The sequence below is a fragment of the Paenibacillus oryzae genome, assembly GCF_001675045.1.
Lineage (GTDB): Bacteria > Bacillota > Bacilli > Paenibacillales > Paenibacillaceae > Pristimantibacillus > Pristimantibacillus oryzae.
This window is the reverse complement of record NZ_LYPA01000054.1, coordinates 146,500-164,757: the sequence shown is the minus strand read 5'-3', so window position 1 is coordinate 164,757 and position 18,258 is coordinate 146,500. Positions and strand designations below refer to the sequence as shown.

Annotated in this window: 15 protein-coding genes and 1 pseudogene; 3 read left to right on the top strand and 13 right to left on the bottom strand. The window is 49.9% G+C overall.

From position 1 onward, the window contains the following. Positions 1–339 precede the first annotated feature (339 nt). Genes A7K91_RS12265 through A7K91_RS12255 form a run of 3 tightly spaced genes read right to left on the bottom strand, consistent with a single transcriptional unit; the run spans position 340 to position 2,344 of the window. A complete protein-coding gene (locus tag A7K91_RS12265; protein ID WP_068683170.1) occupies positions 340–1,251 on the bottom strand; it encodes a diacylglycerol kinase in 912 nt (303 codons plus the stop codon). A gap of 19 nt (positions 1,252–1,270) precedes the next feature. After that, complete coding sequence (locus A7K91_RS12260; protein WP_068683043.1) at positions 1,271–2,041, bottom strand: sirohydrochlorin chelatase; 771 nt, start codon at positions 2,039–2,041, stop codon at positions 1,271–1,273. Positions 2,042–2,053: 12 nt separating this feature from the next. Then, entirely contained in the window at positions 2,054–2,344 is a 291-nt protein-coding gene (locus A7K91_RS12255; protein ID WP_068683041.1) for a YerC/YecD family TrpR-related protein, read from the bottom strand. A gap of 198 nt (positions 2,345–2,542) precedes the next feature. On the opposite strand from A7K91_RS12255, the gene A7K91_RS12250 reads away from it, so the two are divergent. Continuing rightward, positions 2,543–3,286, top strand: coding sequence for a hypothetical protein (locus tag A7K91_RS12250; RefSeq protein WP_068683039.1), 744 nt, complete (start codon positions 2,543–2,545; stop codon positions 3,284–3,286). Positions 3,287–3,404: 118 nt separating this feature from the next. Here the strand turns inward: A7K91_RS12250 and A7K91_RS12245 are convergent, their stop codons facing one another. From A7K91_RS12245 to A7K91_RS26045, 9 genes and pseudogenes are all read right to left on the bottom strand, one after another. Next, on the bottom strand, positions 3,405–4,403 hold the full coding sequence (locus A7K91_RS12245; protein WP_068683037.1) for an inorganic phosphate transporter: 999 nt from the start codon (positions 4,401–4,403) through the stop codon (positions 3,405–3,407). 24 nt (positions 4,404–4,427) lie between these two features. Next, the gene (locus tag A7K91_RS12240) at positions 4,428–5,039 is read right to left on the bottom strand and encodes a DUF47 domain-containing protein (protein WP_068683035.1); all 612 of its coding nucleotides are present in this window, start codon (positions 5,037–5,039) and stop codon (positions 4,428–4,430) included. A gap of 237 nt (positions 5,040–5,276) precedes the next feature. Continuing rightward, complete coding sequence (locus A7K91_RS12235) at positions 5,277–6,383, bottom strand: DUF3048 domain-containing protein (protein WP_068683033.1); 1,107 nt, start codon at positions 6,381–6,383, stop codon at positions 5,277–5,279. A 243-nt stretch (positions 6,384–6,626) separates the two neighbouring features. Continuing rightward, on the bottom strand, positions 6,627–7,442 hold the full coding sequence (locus A7K91_RS12230) for an alpha/beta hydrolase (protein ID WP_068683031.1): 816 nt from the start codon (positions 7,440–7,442) through the stop codon (positions 6,627–6,629). A 291-nt stretch (positions 7,443–7,733) separates the two neighbouring features. Beyond that, positions 7,734–9,140, bottom strand: coding sequence for a sensor histidine kinase (locus tag A7K91_RS12225; RefSeq protein ID WP_068683029.1), 1,407 nt, complete (start codon positions 9,138–9,140; stop codon positions 7,734–7,736). Then, entirely contained in the window at positions 9,137–9,376 is a 240-nt protein-coding gene (locus tag A7K91_RS27460) for a winged helix-turn-helix domain-containing protein (RefSeq protein ID WP_425415659.1), read from the bottom strand. Before A7K91_RS27460 ends, A7K91_RS12225 begins: the two co-directional genes overlap by 4 nt. Positions 9,377–9,694: 318 nt before the next feature. Continuing rightward, positions 9,695–10,093, bottom strand: a pseudogene (locus A7K91_RS26840) (response regulator transcription factor); the annotation flags it as partial. 20 nt (positions 10,094–10,113) lie between these two features. Then, on the bottom strand, positions 10,114–11,571 hold the full coding sequence (locus tag A7K91_RS12210; protein WP_068683027.1) for an FG-GAP repeat domain-containing protein: 1,458 nt from the start codon (positions 11,569–11,571) through the stop codon (positions 10,114–10,116). Positions 11,572–11,656: 85 nt separating this feature from the next. Continuing rightward, positions 11,657–12,784 carry a polysaccharide deacetylase family protein gene (locus A7K91_RS26045; RefSeq protein ID WP_082967415.1) on the bottom strand — a complete coding sequence of 376 codons (1,128 nt, stop codon included), beginning with the start codon at positions 12,782–12,784 and terminating at the stop codon, positions 11,657–11,659. 257 nt (positions 12,785–13,041) lie between these two features. Between A7K91_RS26045 and A7K91_RS12200 the strand changes: the two genes are divergently transcribed. Then, a complete protein-coding gene (locus tag A7K91_RS12200) occupies positions 13,042–14,757 on the top strand; it encodes a sensor histidine kinase (RefSeq protein ID WP_068683025.1) in 1,716 nt (571 codons plus the stop codon). Beyond that, positions 14,735–16,348, top strand: coding sequence for a response regulator (locus A7K91_RS12195; protein ID WP_068683023.1), 1,614 nt, complete (start codon positions 14,735–14,737; stop codon positions 16,346–16,348). Before A7K91_RS12200 ends, A7K91_RS12195 begins: the two co-directional genes overlap by 23 nt. 186 nt (positions 16,349–16,534) lie before the next feature. Here A7K91_RS12195 and A7K91_RS12190 read toward each other — a convergent pair whose 3' ends face one another. Further along, complete coding sequence (locus A7K91_RS12190) at positions 16,535–18,232, bottom strand: extracellular solute-binding protein (protein ID WP_068683021.1); 1,698 nt, start codon at positions 18,230–18,232, stop codon at positions 16,535–16,537. Positions 18,233–18,258: the final 26 nt, after the last annotated feature.

The following is an 18,258-nucleotide window of genomic DNA, read 5'->3' as shown; positions in this document are numbered from 1 at the left end:
CTTCTCGCTGCCCCGAACCGCCTTATCTTCAAGCATCGCTTTGCCTGTTGCTTTTCTCGCCTTGCCTGCCGCTTGCCCGACTTTCCCCGCAGATTGCCTTGCTTTACCCGACGCATGCCCTATCTTGCTCGCCGCTTGTCCAGCTTTGCCCGCTATTTGCCCGGCTCTACCTATCGCTTGTCCGGCATTGCCCACTCTTTCCCCGGCTCTACCTGCCGCTTGTCCGGCTTTGCCAGTGGTTTTTCCCGCTTTGCCTACCGCTTGCCCCGCTTTACCCGCTTGCTTTCTTTTCATGCAAATCTCCGTTCCATCCAAAAAATCGGACTTATTCCTTCATAATTAACCCTTATAGGTCGAAACGCCCGTTTCGTCCGTAAAAATTTGCAGATGCGACGGCAGCACCGAGAAGGTGCATGGCAGCACGCCGCCATATTCGCCGTCCAGATTAAGCTGGACATAGTCCGGCGATGTTACCTTCAGCTGATTGGTGCGGAAGTGGATAACGTGAGGATCGTTCAAATGCTCGCCGCGCAGCGCCAGCGACACCAGTCGGATAAATTCCGCCAGGTTCATTTTGCGGATCAGCAGCACATCCACCAGACCGTCATCCAGCTTGGATTCCGGGGCCAGACGTTCAAAGCCGCCTACCGAGTTGCTGTTGCAAATGAGGAACATCATAAACTCATCATGGAAGCTGCCGACACCGGCCGCCTCAAAAGAAAGCTCCGTCGGACGAAGACGGGTCATTTTCTCCAGGCCTTTCATATAATAGGCCATCTGCCCGATCATCGTTTTCAGCTTGCTGGGCACGTCATAGGTCAACTCCGTCAAGGAGCCGCCGCCCGCAATATTGATAAAATATTTTTCGTTGGCCTTGCCAACATCAATAGGCCTGGTGTATTGGCCGATAATGAGGTCGCACGCGTATTCCCAATGCTTGGGGATACCGGTCGCCCGGGCAAAATCGTTTGTTGTCCCGACCGGCAAAATGCCAAGCGGCGGACGGTTCGGCTTGTCAGCCAGCCCGTTGATAACCTCGTACAAGGTTCCATCGCCACCGGCCGCGATGATCATATCGTAGCCGCGATCAGCCGCATCGGCCGCTGCAAGCGTGGCATCGCCTTCGCCTATCGTTGCGTGACAGGTCGTTTCAATGCCTCCTTGATCCAGACGCTGCAAAATATCGGGCAAGCGCCGTTTCATTTCCTCGCGGCCCGACGTTGGATTATAAATTAATCTGGCCCGTTTCATCCCGATTTTATCCCCTTTCTCAAACACGCGGCGATAGCCACTCCCGGAATTGCCGCTCCAGCCAACGCTCGATGGCGGGATTAGGAAGCATAGCTTTGCCATTATACCGGTAGTCTGCCCCAGACAGCCTCTTAGGAATAACCTTATCCGTAAAATAACCCTGACTCAAAAACAACGGAACGACGATTACGTCCTCCTCCGGGTTTTTCTCCTTAAGCTCCCGCAATACAGACATGGCCTGATCCGGGAGCAGCATCGCATAGGATACGCGAGCGAAGGCGCTCATTGCAGAAAGCCGCGCCGCCATGTCTTGCAGGCCTTGCGACCAGCGCTCATGAAAACCCGGCTCAATACTGCCGTGTCCGATCAGAAGCAGCGCTTCGCGGGAAGGGTCTTGTGAAAGCTCCGCAATGTTGGATAACAGCAGCTCCGCGATTTCGGGATCATCATCGATCGGCGCGCCAAAAAACACGTTTGCAGACACCCGAAAGACGCCCAGCTCGTTTTCTGCTTCCGAGAGCTGCGGCAAACCAAACGCCCCTCCAATTTCGTCCACATGCGTGCTGCCGGAGGAAATAAACAATGGAACAACCAGCATATCCGTTACGCCTAAACTCTCAAGCTCATTTATTCCATCCTGAATAAGCCTGCCATCCACAATTTCTAAAAATGCGGACACGACAGGCACAGTGAAGCCTGCAGCTGCAGCCTTCACGGCTTCATCCACCAGCTTAACCCAACGGGGCTCCTGCGAGCCATGGCTGATGACCAGAATACCGTATGTTTTCACTTTTATATCACCCTATTTGCCTATTCTCTCCAGCGTCATTTTATACCCGTCATTGCCGTAATTCAAGCAACGCTTAACGCGGGAAATGGTCGCCGTGCTTGCGCCTGTTTCTGCTTCAATCTGGTTATATGTACTTCCTTTGCCCAGCATTCTCGCAACCTCGAGACGTTGGGACAGGGACTGAATTTCGTTAACGGTGCACAAATCGTCAAAAAATATGTAACATTCCTCTACCGATTTTAAAGTAAGGATAGCTTCGAATAGTTGATCAATTGCTTTATCATTCAGCTTTTTAAGCTGCATTTGCATTCACTCCCATGATTACTCGATGTACTTATTGTAGCTGTTTGTGGGCATTTATTCAAACATTACCGTGTTCACGCATTGAAGGCAAATAGAAAGCCGGGCCAATAACCACATTTTTTTGCAAAAGTCGGGACATCAGTCCAATCCTTATGTTTGCCTACACCATAAGCTAATAAAAAAAGGGTTGTGATTCTGTTGAATGATCCTCGTTACCCCGGACCTCGACATCGCCAAAACAACGGCCAGGGATACGGGCAGCCAGGCGGCCAGCGTCAGAGTCAAAGCTGGCCTGGCGGCCATGAGCAGACATATGGACAGTCCCGCGGATACGAACCGGGATACGCAGAGGCCAGTAGCAATGGTCATATCGGGCAGCCAGGCGGCCATGATGGAGGCTACGCCCATTCCGGCAACCATCGCCAGGGACAAAGTCAGCACGGCTCTCATTACCCTGGCCTGCATGGCCATTTCGTCAATCAAGGCGATACGCAGAGGCAATCGCCCCAGCGAGCCCATATTTCGAGCCAGTCGAGCCAAAGCTATCTGCCCGCCGTTGTGCCTCAACAGCACAGCTTGACGGAGGTAACTCCTCAGGCATCCGCCTCATCTGGCGGAGGAGGTTTTTCACTAGCCAATCAGCTGGCCAAACTGCCTAACCTGACGGAGATTAAAGGCTTTGTCGACCGGATGGGCGGCATTGACGGTATATTGACCACCGTAACCAAGGTGCAGAAGGTGGTTAGCAGCGTGACTCAAATGGCCCCGATGGTCAAAGTGCTGTTTGGCTCCTTCGGCAAAAAGTCGTCAACGGCATCCGATGCCAGCTCCACCATTCAAAATCCGAGACGCCGCAGACGGCGGCGAAGCGGCTCCGGCGGCACAGGACGGCCTCGTACGGGGAGTGGACGCAGGCGCGGCCGTAACGGGCGGCGGCGGTAATGCCGCCCCGCCAGCGCTCCATCCGCCCCGTTAACGGCGGCAACAAGCAAAGGACAGCTCCCCCCGATAAGCCATCCGCTTATTGGGGTCATGCTGTCCTTTGCAAATTATTTCGTCGTTAAATCAGGAAAAGCGCATGAATGAGCCAGAACACGAGCATCGCAACAACTACTGTAATCGGGATGGTTATGATCCATGCGATAACGATGCGTCCTGCCACCGACCACCTCACTGCCGAAAAGCGCTTGGCGCTGCCTACGCCCAGAATGGAGGACGTAATAACATGCGTCGTGCTGACCGGCAAGTGAAGAAGAGTAGCCGTAATAATAACCATCGCCGAACCCATGTCTGCTGCAAAGCCGTTAATCGGTTCGATTTTAAAAATTTTGGTGCCCATCGTTTTGATGATCTTCCAGCCGCCAATGGATGTACCCAACGCCATTGCTGTAGCAGCGGAGATTTTCACCCAAAGCGGAACCTCCATTTCGTCCTGCAGCCCGGCAGCAACCAGTGCAAAAACGATAATGCCCATCGCTTTTTGCGCATCGTTAGTGCCGTGCGAGTAGGACTGGAACATAGCAGTAATGATCTGACCGGAACGGAACCCTTTGTTGATCTGATGCGGACTGGATTTTGCAAAGACGCGTTTTAGAATCCACATAATAATAAAGCCTACGGTAAAAGCGATAAGCGGCGAGATCAAAAGGGCCTTCATAATGTCAATCAAGCCGCTTGAGTTAACGGAGCTAAGGCCTGCTCCTGCGATAACTGCGCCTGCAAGGGAGCCGATCAGCGCATGTGAGGAGGAGGACGGAATGCCGAACCACCAGGTGACAAGGTTCCAGATTATCGCCGATACCAGGGCGGCAATAACGATTTCGACGCCGTATTGCAGATCTGCGGGATTGGCTACCCCGCCGCCGATCGTTTTGGCCACGCCAGTAAACGTCATAGCGCCGGCAAAGTTCATGAAAGCCGCCATCAGGATAGCTACTCGCGGTTTAAGCGCGCGAGTGGACACAGATGTGGCAATAGCGTTTGCCGTATCGTGAAATCCGTTAATAAAGTCGAATGAAAGAGCCAAAAAAACGACGATCCAAAGTACATACAATTCCATATTAACGACCTCTGCTCCCTTAGATTAGCTGTTACGCATAATGATCGATTCCAGCGTGTTTGCAACGTCCTCGCAGCAGTCGGTCGTTTGCTCAAGCCTTTCGTAAATTTCTTTACGCTTGATCAGCTCGATCGGGTCCTTCACATTTGTGAACAAGCTGGAAATGCAGACGCGAAGCAAATCATCCGCCTGATTTTCCAATTCGTTCAGAGAGATGCAATGCTCGCGCATTGGGAGCAGCTTTTTCTGGGTCAGCAGGTAAATGGCGCTTTTAATCTGATGAGCGGAACGGACAAGAATATCTGCAAACAACGTAATGTATTCGTCTTTTTCCTTAATATGGTACATATCAAAGCGGGATGCGCAAGCCTCAACACCGTCCATAACATCATCAAGTGAAGTGGTCAAAGCCATAATGTCCTCACGCTCAATCGGCGTAATGAACGTTTTGTTCAATTCCTTCAGTATCGTATGTGTGTACTGGTCGCATTCGCTTTCCATTTCTTTCATCCGTTTGGCAAATGCCTTAACATCGGACAAATTGGATACACCATCTGCGAAATATTCAACAGCCTTGACCAGCGTATCTGCCATTTCTTCCAGCGTCTTGAAGAAAATATCCTTTTTCTTGAACATGTCAATCCCCTTATCAACTTGAGAGTTAGGTATTGCGGTGCTTTCATCGCGCCTCATTCAGTTTACATCCCATTTGTTAACGCAATGTAAACATTCATGAAAATTTAAGCATATTTTTTTGCAATTCACAACTATCCTTCGACAAATATTGCAGAATCGACAAAAAAAGAACGATTTCGTTTCCGAAATCGCCCCATAAAGGTCCTTTTGACCCTCTTGTGCCACAGCTTCAGTCCCTTAATCGCTAGTATTGCCCTTCTCCAAGTTTTGTACCCAGCTTACATGCTCCTGCAAAGCCGGCTTGCTTGGCACAACATGAATATAGGTTTTTCCAGGCACTAGCGAAATTTCAGAGCCGTCCTTAATAAAACGGACCATGCCATCCGATGCGCGAAGCCATTCAATATCGATCTTTTTCCCGCCCTGGAACAAATAAGCCGGCCCTCCGGCTTTTAAGTCAACCGCAAGCCTTCCTACATCATCCAACGTTTTGTGGCTTGTCTCGAACACAATCAGATTGGCCGCGCTTAGCTGCTCCGAATTGTTAAGATCGATATGAGGCTCGCCGTTAATCGTTCTGGAATAAAGTCCTGTCGCCTCGTCGTAGGTATAGCCCACGTTGTAGCTTTTCAGCAAAAAGGAAATGGTTATTTCCTTGGCCGCCTCTGCCATGGAATCAGCAATTGCCGTCCCTTGCTCCGGAGCGGCTGCAAACGTATAGCTTCGCCGCGGCTCCTCATTTCCATATTTTTTCTTTCCGGCAGCGGTACGAAGCTTGTCCAGACTGGAATACAAATTATGCGGAGCTTTTCTCTCCTTGCTTCTCCAGAAGGCGGCGCCCGCATTTGTAATTTCATCAAGGTAAGGCTTGCGCTGCCCCTGCAGAATACCGTAGGCCTCGGGACTTCCGCCGGCATGAGCCATAACCGCTCCATAGCTGTCCGCTATATCAATGAGATAAGCCCGGTTGCTCCGGATTGGACCGACCGTGTCCTCCAGCTTATCCGTGCTTTGGAAAATAGCGACCAGCCTTGTTATGCCGCCCTCAGCCAAAACCTCCCATACAACGTCAGCATTCGTCAGACCGGATTGCGGCCTTGCCGCCGAAAAATTATTGATCATAACCGCTAGAGGGCGTTCGCCAGCTTCGGTCTCGCGCTGAATCCCGGTTAGCGGAGCCGCAAAAGGCATCGGTGTTGGTTCCGGCGATGACGTCGGCTCCAAGCTTGGAGAAGGCGGAGCGTCTGATTCCTCCGGTTTGCCTTCCCCGCCTGCGCATGCCGTTCCTACAAGCATAATCATGACAAAAAGTGCAATCAGGTATCCTTTATATGTTTTGCTCATTGCTTTCCCGCCTTTGCTGAATATGAATAGTTTGCCGAATTATGTATCCCTATTCTATTTAACCACAGCTAGGCGGGCTTGTCTCTTCTATTCTGGTTACAATTGGATTACAGATTTGCCTTGCTGCAACATTTTTCCATTGTCCAGGCCGCCTTTTCCTCCGGTATGGCTGCATCCCCGGAGCAAATGACGGCTTATCTGACATGCCGCAATAGCCTTCTTGCCATTGGCGGCTGTTGCGAATTAAATCGACCAATGATGCCATTCTTGCTGCTGGCGATCCAGTCCGCCCAGCCAACCGGAGGTTACTCGGATTGCTTCCTCCTGGTGCGCTCTGGCAGAGTAGGTATGATTGGCTTGAAAAATGATTTCCTTATCGCATAACCCTTCATTGCGGGTCCAAAACACTTTCTGGTACAGGAAGCTGTAGTCTACGGGAATCGCTTCGTCGCTAGTGCCGTGCACAAGTAGCACCTCGCCGCCAAAACGGGATGCCGCCTGAAACGGCTGATGCTGCATCAGCGAATCAAAAAATACCGGCTGCAGCGTATATCCCGCATAATCTGTGCTGCCTGTCGTGACGGCTTCATCATAGCTGCTCCTGCCCACAATTCTAACGATGTCGTTATAGGGATAAGCCACCGGCGACCACATAACAAGCCGTTTAACCCTCTTGTCACGCACTGCCGTCATCAGAGCTACCGCGCCTCCCAAACTATGGCCAAGCAGCACAATGCGCCTCGGATCTACACAATCCATCGTATAAACATAATCAATCGCAGCACGGGTCTGATCGATCATGGAGTCAAACCCTAACGCTCCGTAGTCGCCGTTGCTTTCGCCGCATCCGCCGTAATCAAAACGAAGGACGTAGGAGCCTTGCGCCGCAAGCGCCCTCGCCGTTTTGACGAATAAACGATCAACGCCTACACGGCTGCCAATAAACCCATGGCAAATAATAATGGCTTGCTTCTTGTCTTCCCTGTCGCTGCTTGACGGATAATGAAGCGTAGCCGTCAGCTCCAAATCCTCATGCTTGATTATCAATTGCTTCTCCAAGACAGCAACCTCCCCGCTATATATTATATAATTCTTACCTGTATACTTGGAATTAAGATTAACCTTATCGTACCATCCCGGGCAAAGTGCTGTCAACGGGCAGCTTGTGTATATACCGCCCGTTCCTGCACACAATGATAAAAGACCTAAAAAGGAGGAGGGAAGAGTCATGCCAATCTGGATTGCCTGGATCAGGGATCATTGGCTCTCGCTTATGCTTGGCGCCGGAGTCATTATTGCCGTCCTTTTTGTGTGGGCTAATCGCCAGCTGCTGTTTTACAAGGAGTAGCGTTATTCCTTGCCCTTGTCCCTTTCCAGCAATGGAAGCCTGATATTCACCGTTGTTCCCGAGCCCTGCCGGCTTGTAATCAGAATGCTTCCGCCATGCAGCTCGATGATTTCCTTGCAGATGGCAAGGCCGAGACCGGAACCTCCCTTGCCGCTGCTTGCTTTAAAAAACTTTTCCATCACATGAGGCAGATCCTCCTGCTGGATGCCGCTTCCCGTATCGGCGATCGTCAGAAATGCCTCGTTATTTTCCGCTTTTGTCTGTACCGTTATCGATCCCCCGGCAGGCGTAAATTTAAAAGCATTATCAATCAAGTTGATCATGACCTGCTTCAAGCGGTTTGCGTCGCCATTTACCATAATCGGCCTAACGCTTAACTCGGAAACAATTGTAACGCCCGTTTTTTCCTGCCGGACAGCCAGCTGGTTTACCGATTCTTTAACGGGACTGTTCAAATCCAGTGTTTCCTTGCTCAGCTCCATTGTTTTGGCCGAAAGCTTGGAGAAATCAAGCAAGTCTTCTACCAGACCGGAAAGTCTGTCGGTCTCCTTGCTGATGATAGACAAGCCTTGCTTCATCTCTTCGCCGTCAGAGGGTTCGCTGTCCTTCAGCGTTTCGCTCCAGCCTTTGATGGAGGTTAACGGGGTTCTTAGCTCATGCGATATCGAGGAAATAAAGTCGTTTTTGAGCTTTTCCCTTTTGTTAAGCTCCAGCACCATAGTATTAAATGTTTCGGCAAGCTGTCCGATTTCGTCCTCGCCCCGCTTGGTGGCCCGCTTCGTCCAGTCTCCCTCCGCCATATATCTTGCCGCACGGGTCAAATCCAGAATCGGCCTGACAATACGCCCCGCCAGAAAAAGACTGAGCCCCAGAAACAGCAGCACAACGGCGAAACCGATTACGGACGCCATGCTTATCAGCAAATTAACCATGGAATCCACTTGCTCCAGCGATGACGTATAACGAAGCAGCGACACAACCCGCGCATCATTCCATAAAGGCACCGTAACGGATACAACCCGCTCGCTAAAAAAGGGATCAACGCCCGTCCAGGTGCCGGTCACTCCCGTCATCGCGGCCTTGACATCGCCCGTTGTATACGTGATATCAGGAGCAAAGCCGTCGGAATCGATTCTGACAAGGCCAGAAGCGTTAAGCAGCTGAATCCGGGTCGGGCCAACCTCTGCCAAATATTGCAGCATGTACGCCGCTTGATCCTGCAGCTGCAGCGAGGACATGGAGCGCCCGTGAAGCGTAAGCGCAGTTTCCGCCCGCTGCTTGACGGAGCTTTCCGCGCTGCCGTAGTAATAATTCCATATCAGCACCGCAAAGGTAGCTCCAAGCACGATCACGACAAGGACAATGAGCAGCAAATAGCTCCACACCATTCTTGTTTGCACTTTTTTCATGATTGTACGCTCCGTTTCCAACGGTAGCCAAAGCCCCAGACCGTTTCAATGACGGAAGGATTGGAGGGATTGGATTCAATCTTTTGCCGGATGCGGCGGATGTTGACGTCCACGACCTTCAAATCCCCGACATAATATCTTCCCCATACATCATTCAAAATCTGGTCGCGGCTTACGCTGGTTCCTTGCCTTTCCATCAGCAGGCGGACAAGGGTCCACTCCGTTGGCGTCAGCACAATTTCCTGTCCATCCTTCCACAGCTTTCTCTCCGGAACCGACAGCCTGAAGGGGCCGCTAAGCAAAATAAGGCCGGATTGCCCTTCCCCGCCGTCTGCATCAAAAGAAAATCCGCTTCCCGGCTCCAAAATGCGGCTAGTACCGGAATCACCCTCGGTATTCCCTGAATCAGTACTGGCAGCATCAAAAGCAAGTCCGTTCCCGCTTGTTTGCGCGTTGGTTGACGACAGACCGAGACCTGCCTCCCCGCCCGTTATGCCGGCAAGCTCTCCACGCGACAAAGCTCCCGTTCCTTCTGTTGCCGCATTGCCATCCAAAACCTCCTTTGGATCGACAGCCCGTGTCCGAACGGCGCCCATGCGCCGATGCAGCGACTTGATGCGCGCAATTAATTCCCCAGGACTAAAGGGCTTCTGAATGTAATCATCCGCTCCAAGCTCCAGGCCATATATTTTATCCTGCTCCTGCGCCTTTGCCGTCAGCATAATGATGCCCATAGAAGGAAAATCCCGCCTGAGCTGCTCGCACACTTCAAAACCGCTAATGGTTGGCAGCATTACATCGAGCAGCGCGATGTCAAAGGGTTCCCCCGCATAAGCATAAGCCAGAGCATCCTCGCCATTTTCCGCTTCAGTCACATCCATCTCATTACGCTTCAGATTAATGCGCAAAAAGCCGCGTATCGACTCCTCGTCCTCCAGCAGCAATATCCGCATTTTTTCACCTCCATTCAACTCTAATCATTTTTAATCGCCAAAAGATCTGAAAACCGGTCCTGCGCCTTAAGCATTGCGTTATACTCATTCTTTTGATCATCGTTTAAGCTGTCTGGAGCATTCCGCGCAAAGGATACAATAATCATGTTGCCGCTGTTTGTGGCCAACACCTTGTACGGGCGTTTTTCCTCGCGCCAAACCGATTCCACGCCGGGCCATTGCCGATTGGGCACAACATAAAGTGTCGCCAGCTCCTCCTTGATTTCCTTGTCCTTGTAATAATAAAAGGTAGCGATGCCATAGGAGGTTTTTGGAGGTTTCGCCATCGTATAACGGTTGCGCCATTCATCCGGAATATCCAGCTCCAGTCCATAGGTAGTGTCCATAAATTGCTCCGCCACCTTGGTGAAGGACTGTTCTAAGCCGTCCCACTGAATCCAGTCGTTAATATAGAGCATCTCGGAATATGGGACCTCATCATTGCCCGGCGCTTCCCTCGTCCGATTAAGCTCGATAATTCCGTCGCTATTCATATCTCCGCTTTTTGTAGGCCGATCGCTAAAGCCGCCGTCGTCCAGACCTACGATTCGGGATGGATAGACCATTTGCAGCGCTCCACCCTCCCACGCATACATGTAAGTTAACATGCTGTGCGCTCCGGTTCCGCCCTCCAATACAAGGCCTTGAACACCGTTGGCCACTTGTCCCAGCAGCATCCGTTCAAAGGAATGCACCCCTTCGGGAAGCTGGAACGTATCTTTTATCGTTATATTGCCTGGAGCCCAGGAATAAATCGTCAAAAAATAGCTGGCAGGCTCTGATTCCCCGCTTCTTGCGGAAGCAGAAATAACGGCAATTTCGGGATATCCGTCGCCGTCCAGATCGCCTGTCGCCGCCAATTGGTAAGGAATGGACTGTACCGGCTTCAGCTTAAGCCTGCCCTTGTCATTCCGCTCCGCCTTGCTCTGAAAAGAATACACTTCCAATACGTTAGGGCTTTCGATGGACCCTACCCAGCCCACCAGCAGCTCCAGCCAGCCGCTGGAGTCCAGATCCTGAAGCTTGATCCAGGCAATATCCCGCGCCATCGGCTGCTCGATCATCACCCATTGCCGCCAGCCGTTTTCGCTCTGCTTCAGAACAACAACCTCCGGGGCGCTGTATTCATTGTAATAGGTAACCAAAGCCTCCTGTTCTCCGTCGCCATCCAGATCAAGCAGACGGATCGCTTCCCTGTAATCGTCGGAATGCGGCAGCATTAGCTTGCTGTAGCGCGGGAGCGCTTTAAGAATAGCAGCGGTCAAACGCTCCATCTCATCGCCAATGGAAGGTTTCTCAAGCAATTCGGCGGGAGCAGCCGTGTAACGGCAGCCGGCTGCCAGCACAGAAACGAAAAGCAGCATGGCCAGAACCAGAAAAAACCTTCTCGCTCCCATGCTTGCTTTTGTTTGACTGTCCCACGTATTCCACTCCTTCATATGGCTCCCCTTTCGCGTTTCCGGTTTTATTTCAACGCAAAGCCGGCACAGGGAGCCTTTTGGCTCCATATGCCGGAGTAGCGTATTATTCGACTAGCTCATCCGCAGTAACGAATGTATAACCTTGCTTTGTTAAATCATCAATGACATCCGGCAGCATTTTTACTGTATTGGCAATATGCTTGCCGCCGAAGGAATGCATTAATATTATACCATTAGGCTTGCTGTTATTGGAAATCACTTCCCGCATATCCTTAATGGAGGTGCCAGCCCAGTCGCGCGTATCCACCGTCCATCCAACCAGCTTGCGGTCCTTCTCTTTCAGTGTCTTCTTTAACGTTTGCGACAATGCGCCGTAAGGGGCGCGAAACAATTCCGGCTTGTAGCCCAGCACGTCCTCGATGGCCGCATCCGCCTGGTCGATTTCTTTAGCGATTTGTTCTTTGGTCAGCTTGCTCAAATCTTTATGATTTTGCGAATGATTGCCGATAGCATGGCCTTCCTCTACAATTCGCTTCAAAACGTCAGGATACTTCTTGACTTGCGTGCCTACGACAAAAAATGTTGCTTTTACGTTCTTTTCCTTCAATATGTCCAAAATAGCCGTTGTATAACGGGTATCCGGTCCATCGTCGAAGGTTAATGCGATTTTGCCGCCTGTTTGCTGCGGCTTGCTCTCTGCGCTTCCCGGTTTTTCAGCCGCAGCCGATCCCGAGGGCTTGCTGCTTGTTCCGCCTGCCGGCTTTTCGCTTGAGGCGTTGCCTCCTGCTTCGCTCGCGGGTTTCTCAACCGTTGGCTTGCCGCTCGACTCACCTGTCGGCTTCTCGACTACTGGCTTGCCGCCTGTTTCGCTCGACGGCTTTTCAACCGTTGGTTTTCCGCTTGCTTCGCTCGCGGGTTTTTCTCCCGAGGAATTGCCGTCCGTATGGGCTCCCGGCTTGATGCCGGCTGCATCCTTGCCCGGCACGTATTCTGCGGTTTCGCCTGCCGTTTCATTTTTGCCCGGCGCTTCCCCATGTTTGCCTGGCTCTTCCTCATTCAGCGTACCTCCGCCTGACAGGACCTCTTCAGCAGGAGCCTTCTTCCCATCACCTGGCCCTAGCGCCGACAATCCCAGCGCAACACCGGCCGAACAACCAACAACCAACACAATCATGACTCCGAGCATTAACAAAATGCCCCATTTTCCTGCACGCTTTCTGCTTTTCCTCATTAGGTCCACCTTCTTCCGCTGATGTATTCATCTTAACGAATTAGTAGACTAAGAGAGTTACAAAATAGTAACATCATCCCCGAACAATCGCCAGCAAATTCTGCTATTTTTCGAACAAGCCGGTTATAGACTCTACTTACCCTTCAGACGTAAAAAGAAACCAAAGAGTTGTCGGTTTTTATAAAAAAACGCCCAAATCGGCTGTCCTTTTTTGTAGTAAACTAAAAGAGTGTCGCATTTTGTTTTTGGAGGTAATCATGAAAGCCGGCGTATCGCTTTTTCAGAAGCTCATTTTGGCTCTGCTCATTATGCTCTCCCTGATTGTTTTAGTTTTTTGGCTCATCTATCGATTGAACATCCAGGAAATTCAAGGCGAGCTGAAAAAAAATAAAATTGCAGAGGTTAAATTTATGACCTCGCAATTAAGCAATCAATTCGAGCAAATTCTTATGAATACCATTGTTTTGTCCGAGGACCAGTCGGTTCGGGCTTATCCCAATATGCTAAAGTTCGGAGATGAATACAGCAGATATGAAACAAAATTAAACATTATCGACAAGCTTGCGCTGAACAGCGCATCAACGCCATGGAACAATACAGTCATTCTCTATTTCCCTGATCTGAACGAAACGGTTTCCTCTGATCCGTTTTTTTCATTTAGCGAATTTGTCCTGCCCGATCAGCCCTTGCATGTATGGACCATCAAGCAGGAGAAAAAAACGGGTGAGTATTACTATTCTTATTTGGTCAAAAGCCATAAAAGTCCGCTATATATAGAAGTGCGGATTCAGCTAAGCCAAATCCGGAAGGTTATGAGCCAATACACCTCCGGAACGCCTTTGCTTTACGATGCCAGAAATCGCATGCTGATCCAGAATGATTCCGCTCCGCTAAGGAATGAAGCCGCCAAATTGATTGTTCCGCTGCTGCAGGGCGACGACGGATTCCTTTCGGTTGACAACAATGGCACTCCTTATTTGCTCAATTATATGAAGCTGGATATGATGGATTTTTACTTCATTGATTACCATCCCATGCGTCAATTGATTGAACCGATTTCCCGCAACAACAATTACTTCATTGTTGCTATGGTTGCTTTGCTTCTGCTTTCTCTTGTTTATATCTTTCTGCTGCACCGTCAGGTTCAGCTGCCCATTCACAAGCTGCGAAGGGCGATTGAAAAATTCGACCAGGGGGATTTCTCCAGCAGGCTGACAGATATGAACGAATATGATTTCCGGCTGCTTGGCAGCTCATTTAACCGAATGGCGGAAAACACTCAGGTATTGATTGAACAAGTGCTTCACGGCGAGCTGCAAGTCAAGGAAGCGCGGCTCATGCAATACCAGGCTCAGATCAATCCGCATTTTCTTTACAACTGCTTAAACTTTATTCAAAGCAAAGCGAGCGTAAACGATACCGCGGCCGTTTCGTCCATGACCTTACATCTGGGGGCTTATTGCCGCTACATTCACAAAATCGAGCAAGTGGATGCAACGCTGGAGGAAGAAATCAATTCGGTTGAGCATTATTTATCCATCATGCAGCTAAGAAAAAAAACGATATCCTTTACTATTGAGGTACCGAAGCATCTGAAAGCATGCCGATTGCCTCGAATGATTCTGCAGCCGCTCGTTGAAAACTGCATCATCCACGGCATCGAGCCCTCCGAGCAATCCGGCCATATTTCAATCGAGGCTGCAGATTTGGGGAATGAATTTGTGCTAACCGTTCGGGACAATGGCGTTGGCATGGAGCAGGAGCGCTTGCAGAGCGTTTTGCGCTACATGGACGAGATCTTTTTTTCAGAAATGCCGATTGGCATCGGCCTGCGCAATGTGAATCAAAGAATCAAGCTTTATTATGGAAAAGAGCATGGCTTGCTTATTAATTCCGGGCCGATGCAAGGCACAACCATTTCTATAAGGATCGATAAACAGGAGGAGCATCATGTTTCAAATATTGCTGGTTGATGACGAGACCTACGTTGTAGACGACTTGGAAATCGCCTTCCATTGGGAGAGCTGTTCAATAAGCAAGGTTTTCAAAGCTTATTCCGGCAAAGAGGCGCTTCACATCATTCAAACAGAACGAATCGATATCGTCATAACGGATATATCCATGCCCGGCATGAATGGATTGGAGCTTATCCAGTCTATCCGCGACGCGCAGCTCAAGATCAAATGTATACTATTGACGGGTTATGCGGAATTTGATTATGCAAAGGAAGCCATTCATCAAGGCGTTGTTGAATATCTAATTAAACCTCTGGATCATGCCAGGCTTCATGCCTGCCTGAAATCCACTGTACAGTCCATCGTTGATGAAATGGAACAAGCAGCCTCCTATGACCACGCCATGCGGGCATTCAAGGAGCATGTGCCTCATCTCAAGGACAAGCTGCTAAATGAGCTGATTGAGGGGTATCGCTTTTCCGATGAGGAGCTTCAATATAAGCTGCAAAGCTATGGACTGGATTTTGAGCTGAACGATACGTTGTTTATGCTTATGATCAGGCTGGAGGAGCGTTTTTCCCGCCTCGGCAACAGCAATATGAACCTGTTTCAATTCGCGGTAGCCAACATTGTTACGGAGATGCTGAATGAATCGTTTACACTATGGCATTGCAGCGATGCAAACAATCATCTTGTGTTTCTGCTAAAGCCAATAGGCGCAGCGTCCGGGCCGGAGTTAACGCAAGCCGGCAAATTGCTCTCCAGTCTTATTGAGCTTATTCACCGCAATGTTCATGATTATTTAAAGGGCGGCATCTCTATCGTTTCCACCTATCCCGGATTATTTACGGGGGATATTAGCGAGATGTACGACCAGTCCATTCTGGCGCTGCGCAAGCAGGCCGGCAAGGAGCATGGCCATTTGCTCCAGCTTGCAGAAAGGCCGGAAACGGTAAAAATCCGGCCATTAAGCATGCTTTATGCCCCTCCAACGTTTATGCATTTGCTTGAAACGTCCCAATGGGAGGAATTTTCCAAACGCTTATTGAAGCTGAGGACTGTTTTTAACAAGCTGCCTGAACAAACGGAGGAGCATCTGGAGGAGGTCAAAAGCGTCCTGCTTTCATCCTTTCATTATGTAGCCCACAAAAATCACGTCATGCTGTCGGAATGGAGCGGCCAGCAAAGTGTCCGGCTATCGGATATGCGCTCTTTTGCCCAAATTCAGGAGTGGGCCGAAGCCTTGATTTCTCTTATTCGTGACAAGCTTGAAAAGGATGTGGATTTGCATCAGCAAAGCCTCATTCAGGCCATCAAAAGCTATATCGACAGCAACCTGGCGATGGTTAGTCTGCAAGCCATTGCGGATCATGTATCTCTCCATCCGGTTTATGTGTCCAAGCTGTTCCGCAAGCTATGCGACATCAGCATTAGCGATTATCTTCTGAAGCTCAAGATGGAGCACGCTTTGGCCTACCTGCGCGATACAGGGGACAAGGTATATGAAATATCGGAGAAGCTTGGTTATTCCAACTCGCAATATTTCATTAAGGTTTTTAAGGATTATTATGGAATGACGCCTCAGGAATTCCGGGAAAAACGCCAATAGGCTATTCGTCCAGACTGAAGCGCGTTCCAGCGGCCTGGGCGCGCCCAGCACTATAACGACTCGCAAAAAAATCCTCCAAAACCGTTTTTCACACGGATTGGAGGATTTCTGTTTGTTGCTTGTTTGGATTGTCGTTTTGTCGTTTTGTCGTTTTCGGCTTATTGCCTGTTGCTTATGGCTTATTGCTTATTGCTTAATCGAAGAGTACCATTCATTCACTTCTTTTTTGAATTGCTCGCCGCCGGAGGATAGATATTTTTCCACAAAGGAATCAAATTCATCCACGGAAGCTTTGTTATAAATGATTTTGTTCAGTACTTCCTTCTCCAGCTTCTCCAGCATATCTCCCTTGGATAATTGGGTTTTTGTCGGGCTGCCTGTAAACTTGTTCATCATGACGGAATCCTTTTGATCAACTACGATTTTTGCCGCCTGGATTTGCTCGGGAATGGTTCTGAGCATCGCTTTTTCATATGGCGTAACCGCCTCTTCGCCGTTGGCGATTTTGGCCAATGTATTGATGCGCAGTTGCGGAATAATCGCTCCGTCATAGGTCAGCGTATACCGAATGGCGTCTACCCATCCGCCTTCGATTTTGTCGCTGTCCTGCTCGCCATACAGCTCTCCGTTTGGACCAACGCCATAATCATAGCCTTCCGCGAACCCTTTGGTAAATGGTCCGTCGTCAGTTGGATTTGCCCAGTTGTCGAACAAGTAGTTTTGATAAACAAAAAACGCATCCTTGTTTTTCATATCCTTGTTAATCAGCACGGCTCCGGCATTAACCGATGTGCCTCTGCGGCCGATTTTTCCGTCTGGTCCGGCGGGAAGAGGATATGGCTTGTATTCGGCTCCAGGCACGTTGGCCTTCAAATCCTGCAGCGGCCAGCCCGTCATCCAGTAAGGGCCTACGATAATACCCGCTTTGCCTGCCGTAAACGCCTCGGAGGCTTTAACCTCGTCATACAGGCCTGCTTCCTGCGAGATATACCCCTTTTTCATCCAATCCTGCAGCTTGGCCAAAGCAGGCTTCATTTCCGGCTGGATCGAACCATAAACCAGCTCGCCGTTGGCGTTTTCATTCCATTGATTAGGCATTGCGCCAAACATGCCGAAGATCCAGCCGGCATCCGACATCCACGTTGCCAGATAGTTTTTGAAGCCGATGGAAAGAGCAAGCGTATCCTTTTGGCCATTTTTATCCGGGTCGCCGTTTGTAAAGGCTTCCATTACAGCTTCAAGCTCATCAATCGTTTTTGGAGCCTCCATGCCGACGTTTTTCAGCCAGTCCTCGCGAATGTACATGACGGCATCGTTGTTGTAGGCATTGTCAAGCAACGGAATCGCCATTCTTTTGCCATCGCGAATGTAGGGATTCCAGACGTCAGGGTCTTGAGCCATCGCTTCTTTATAGGTATCGGAGGCATATTTATCGAACAGCTCGCCCGCATCCGTAAATTGTCCCGTTTCAATAAGATCGCTAATCAAGGTTTGATCTCCGCGGAATGAGATAATATCCGGCATCTCCTGCTTGGAGGTCAACATAAGGCGCAGCTTGGTCTGATAGGCATTGTTTTGGTCGCTGACTGTCCATAGATATTTAATATCAATGCCGAGCGTGTCCTTCGCCCATCTAGTATGCACGTTATTTTCAATGTTTTCGCCATTTTTAAACTTCAGATTGCTGCCGATTGGAAAAACGGTAGTAATGCTGACCGGCTCGACGTATTTGCCATTTTCAAACTTGGCGGAATAAAATTCAGTTGAGGAGGCCGTGTTGTCACTATCGCCGCTATCTTTGCTTTGTCCGCAGCCGGCAAGCAAGCCCGTCAACATGACTCCCGCCAGCAAACTTGCTGCTGTTTTCTTCATTGTAAATGCCATTGTGTCTTCCCCCATTGTAGATGTAC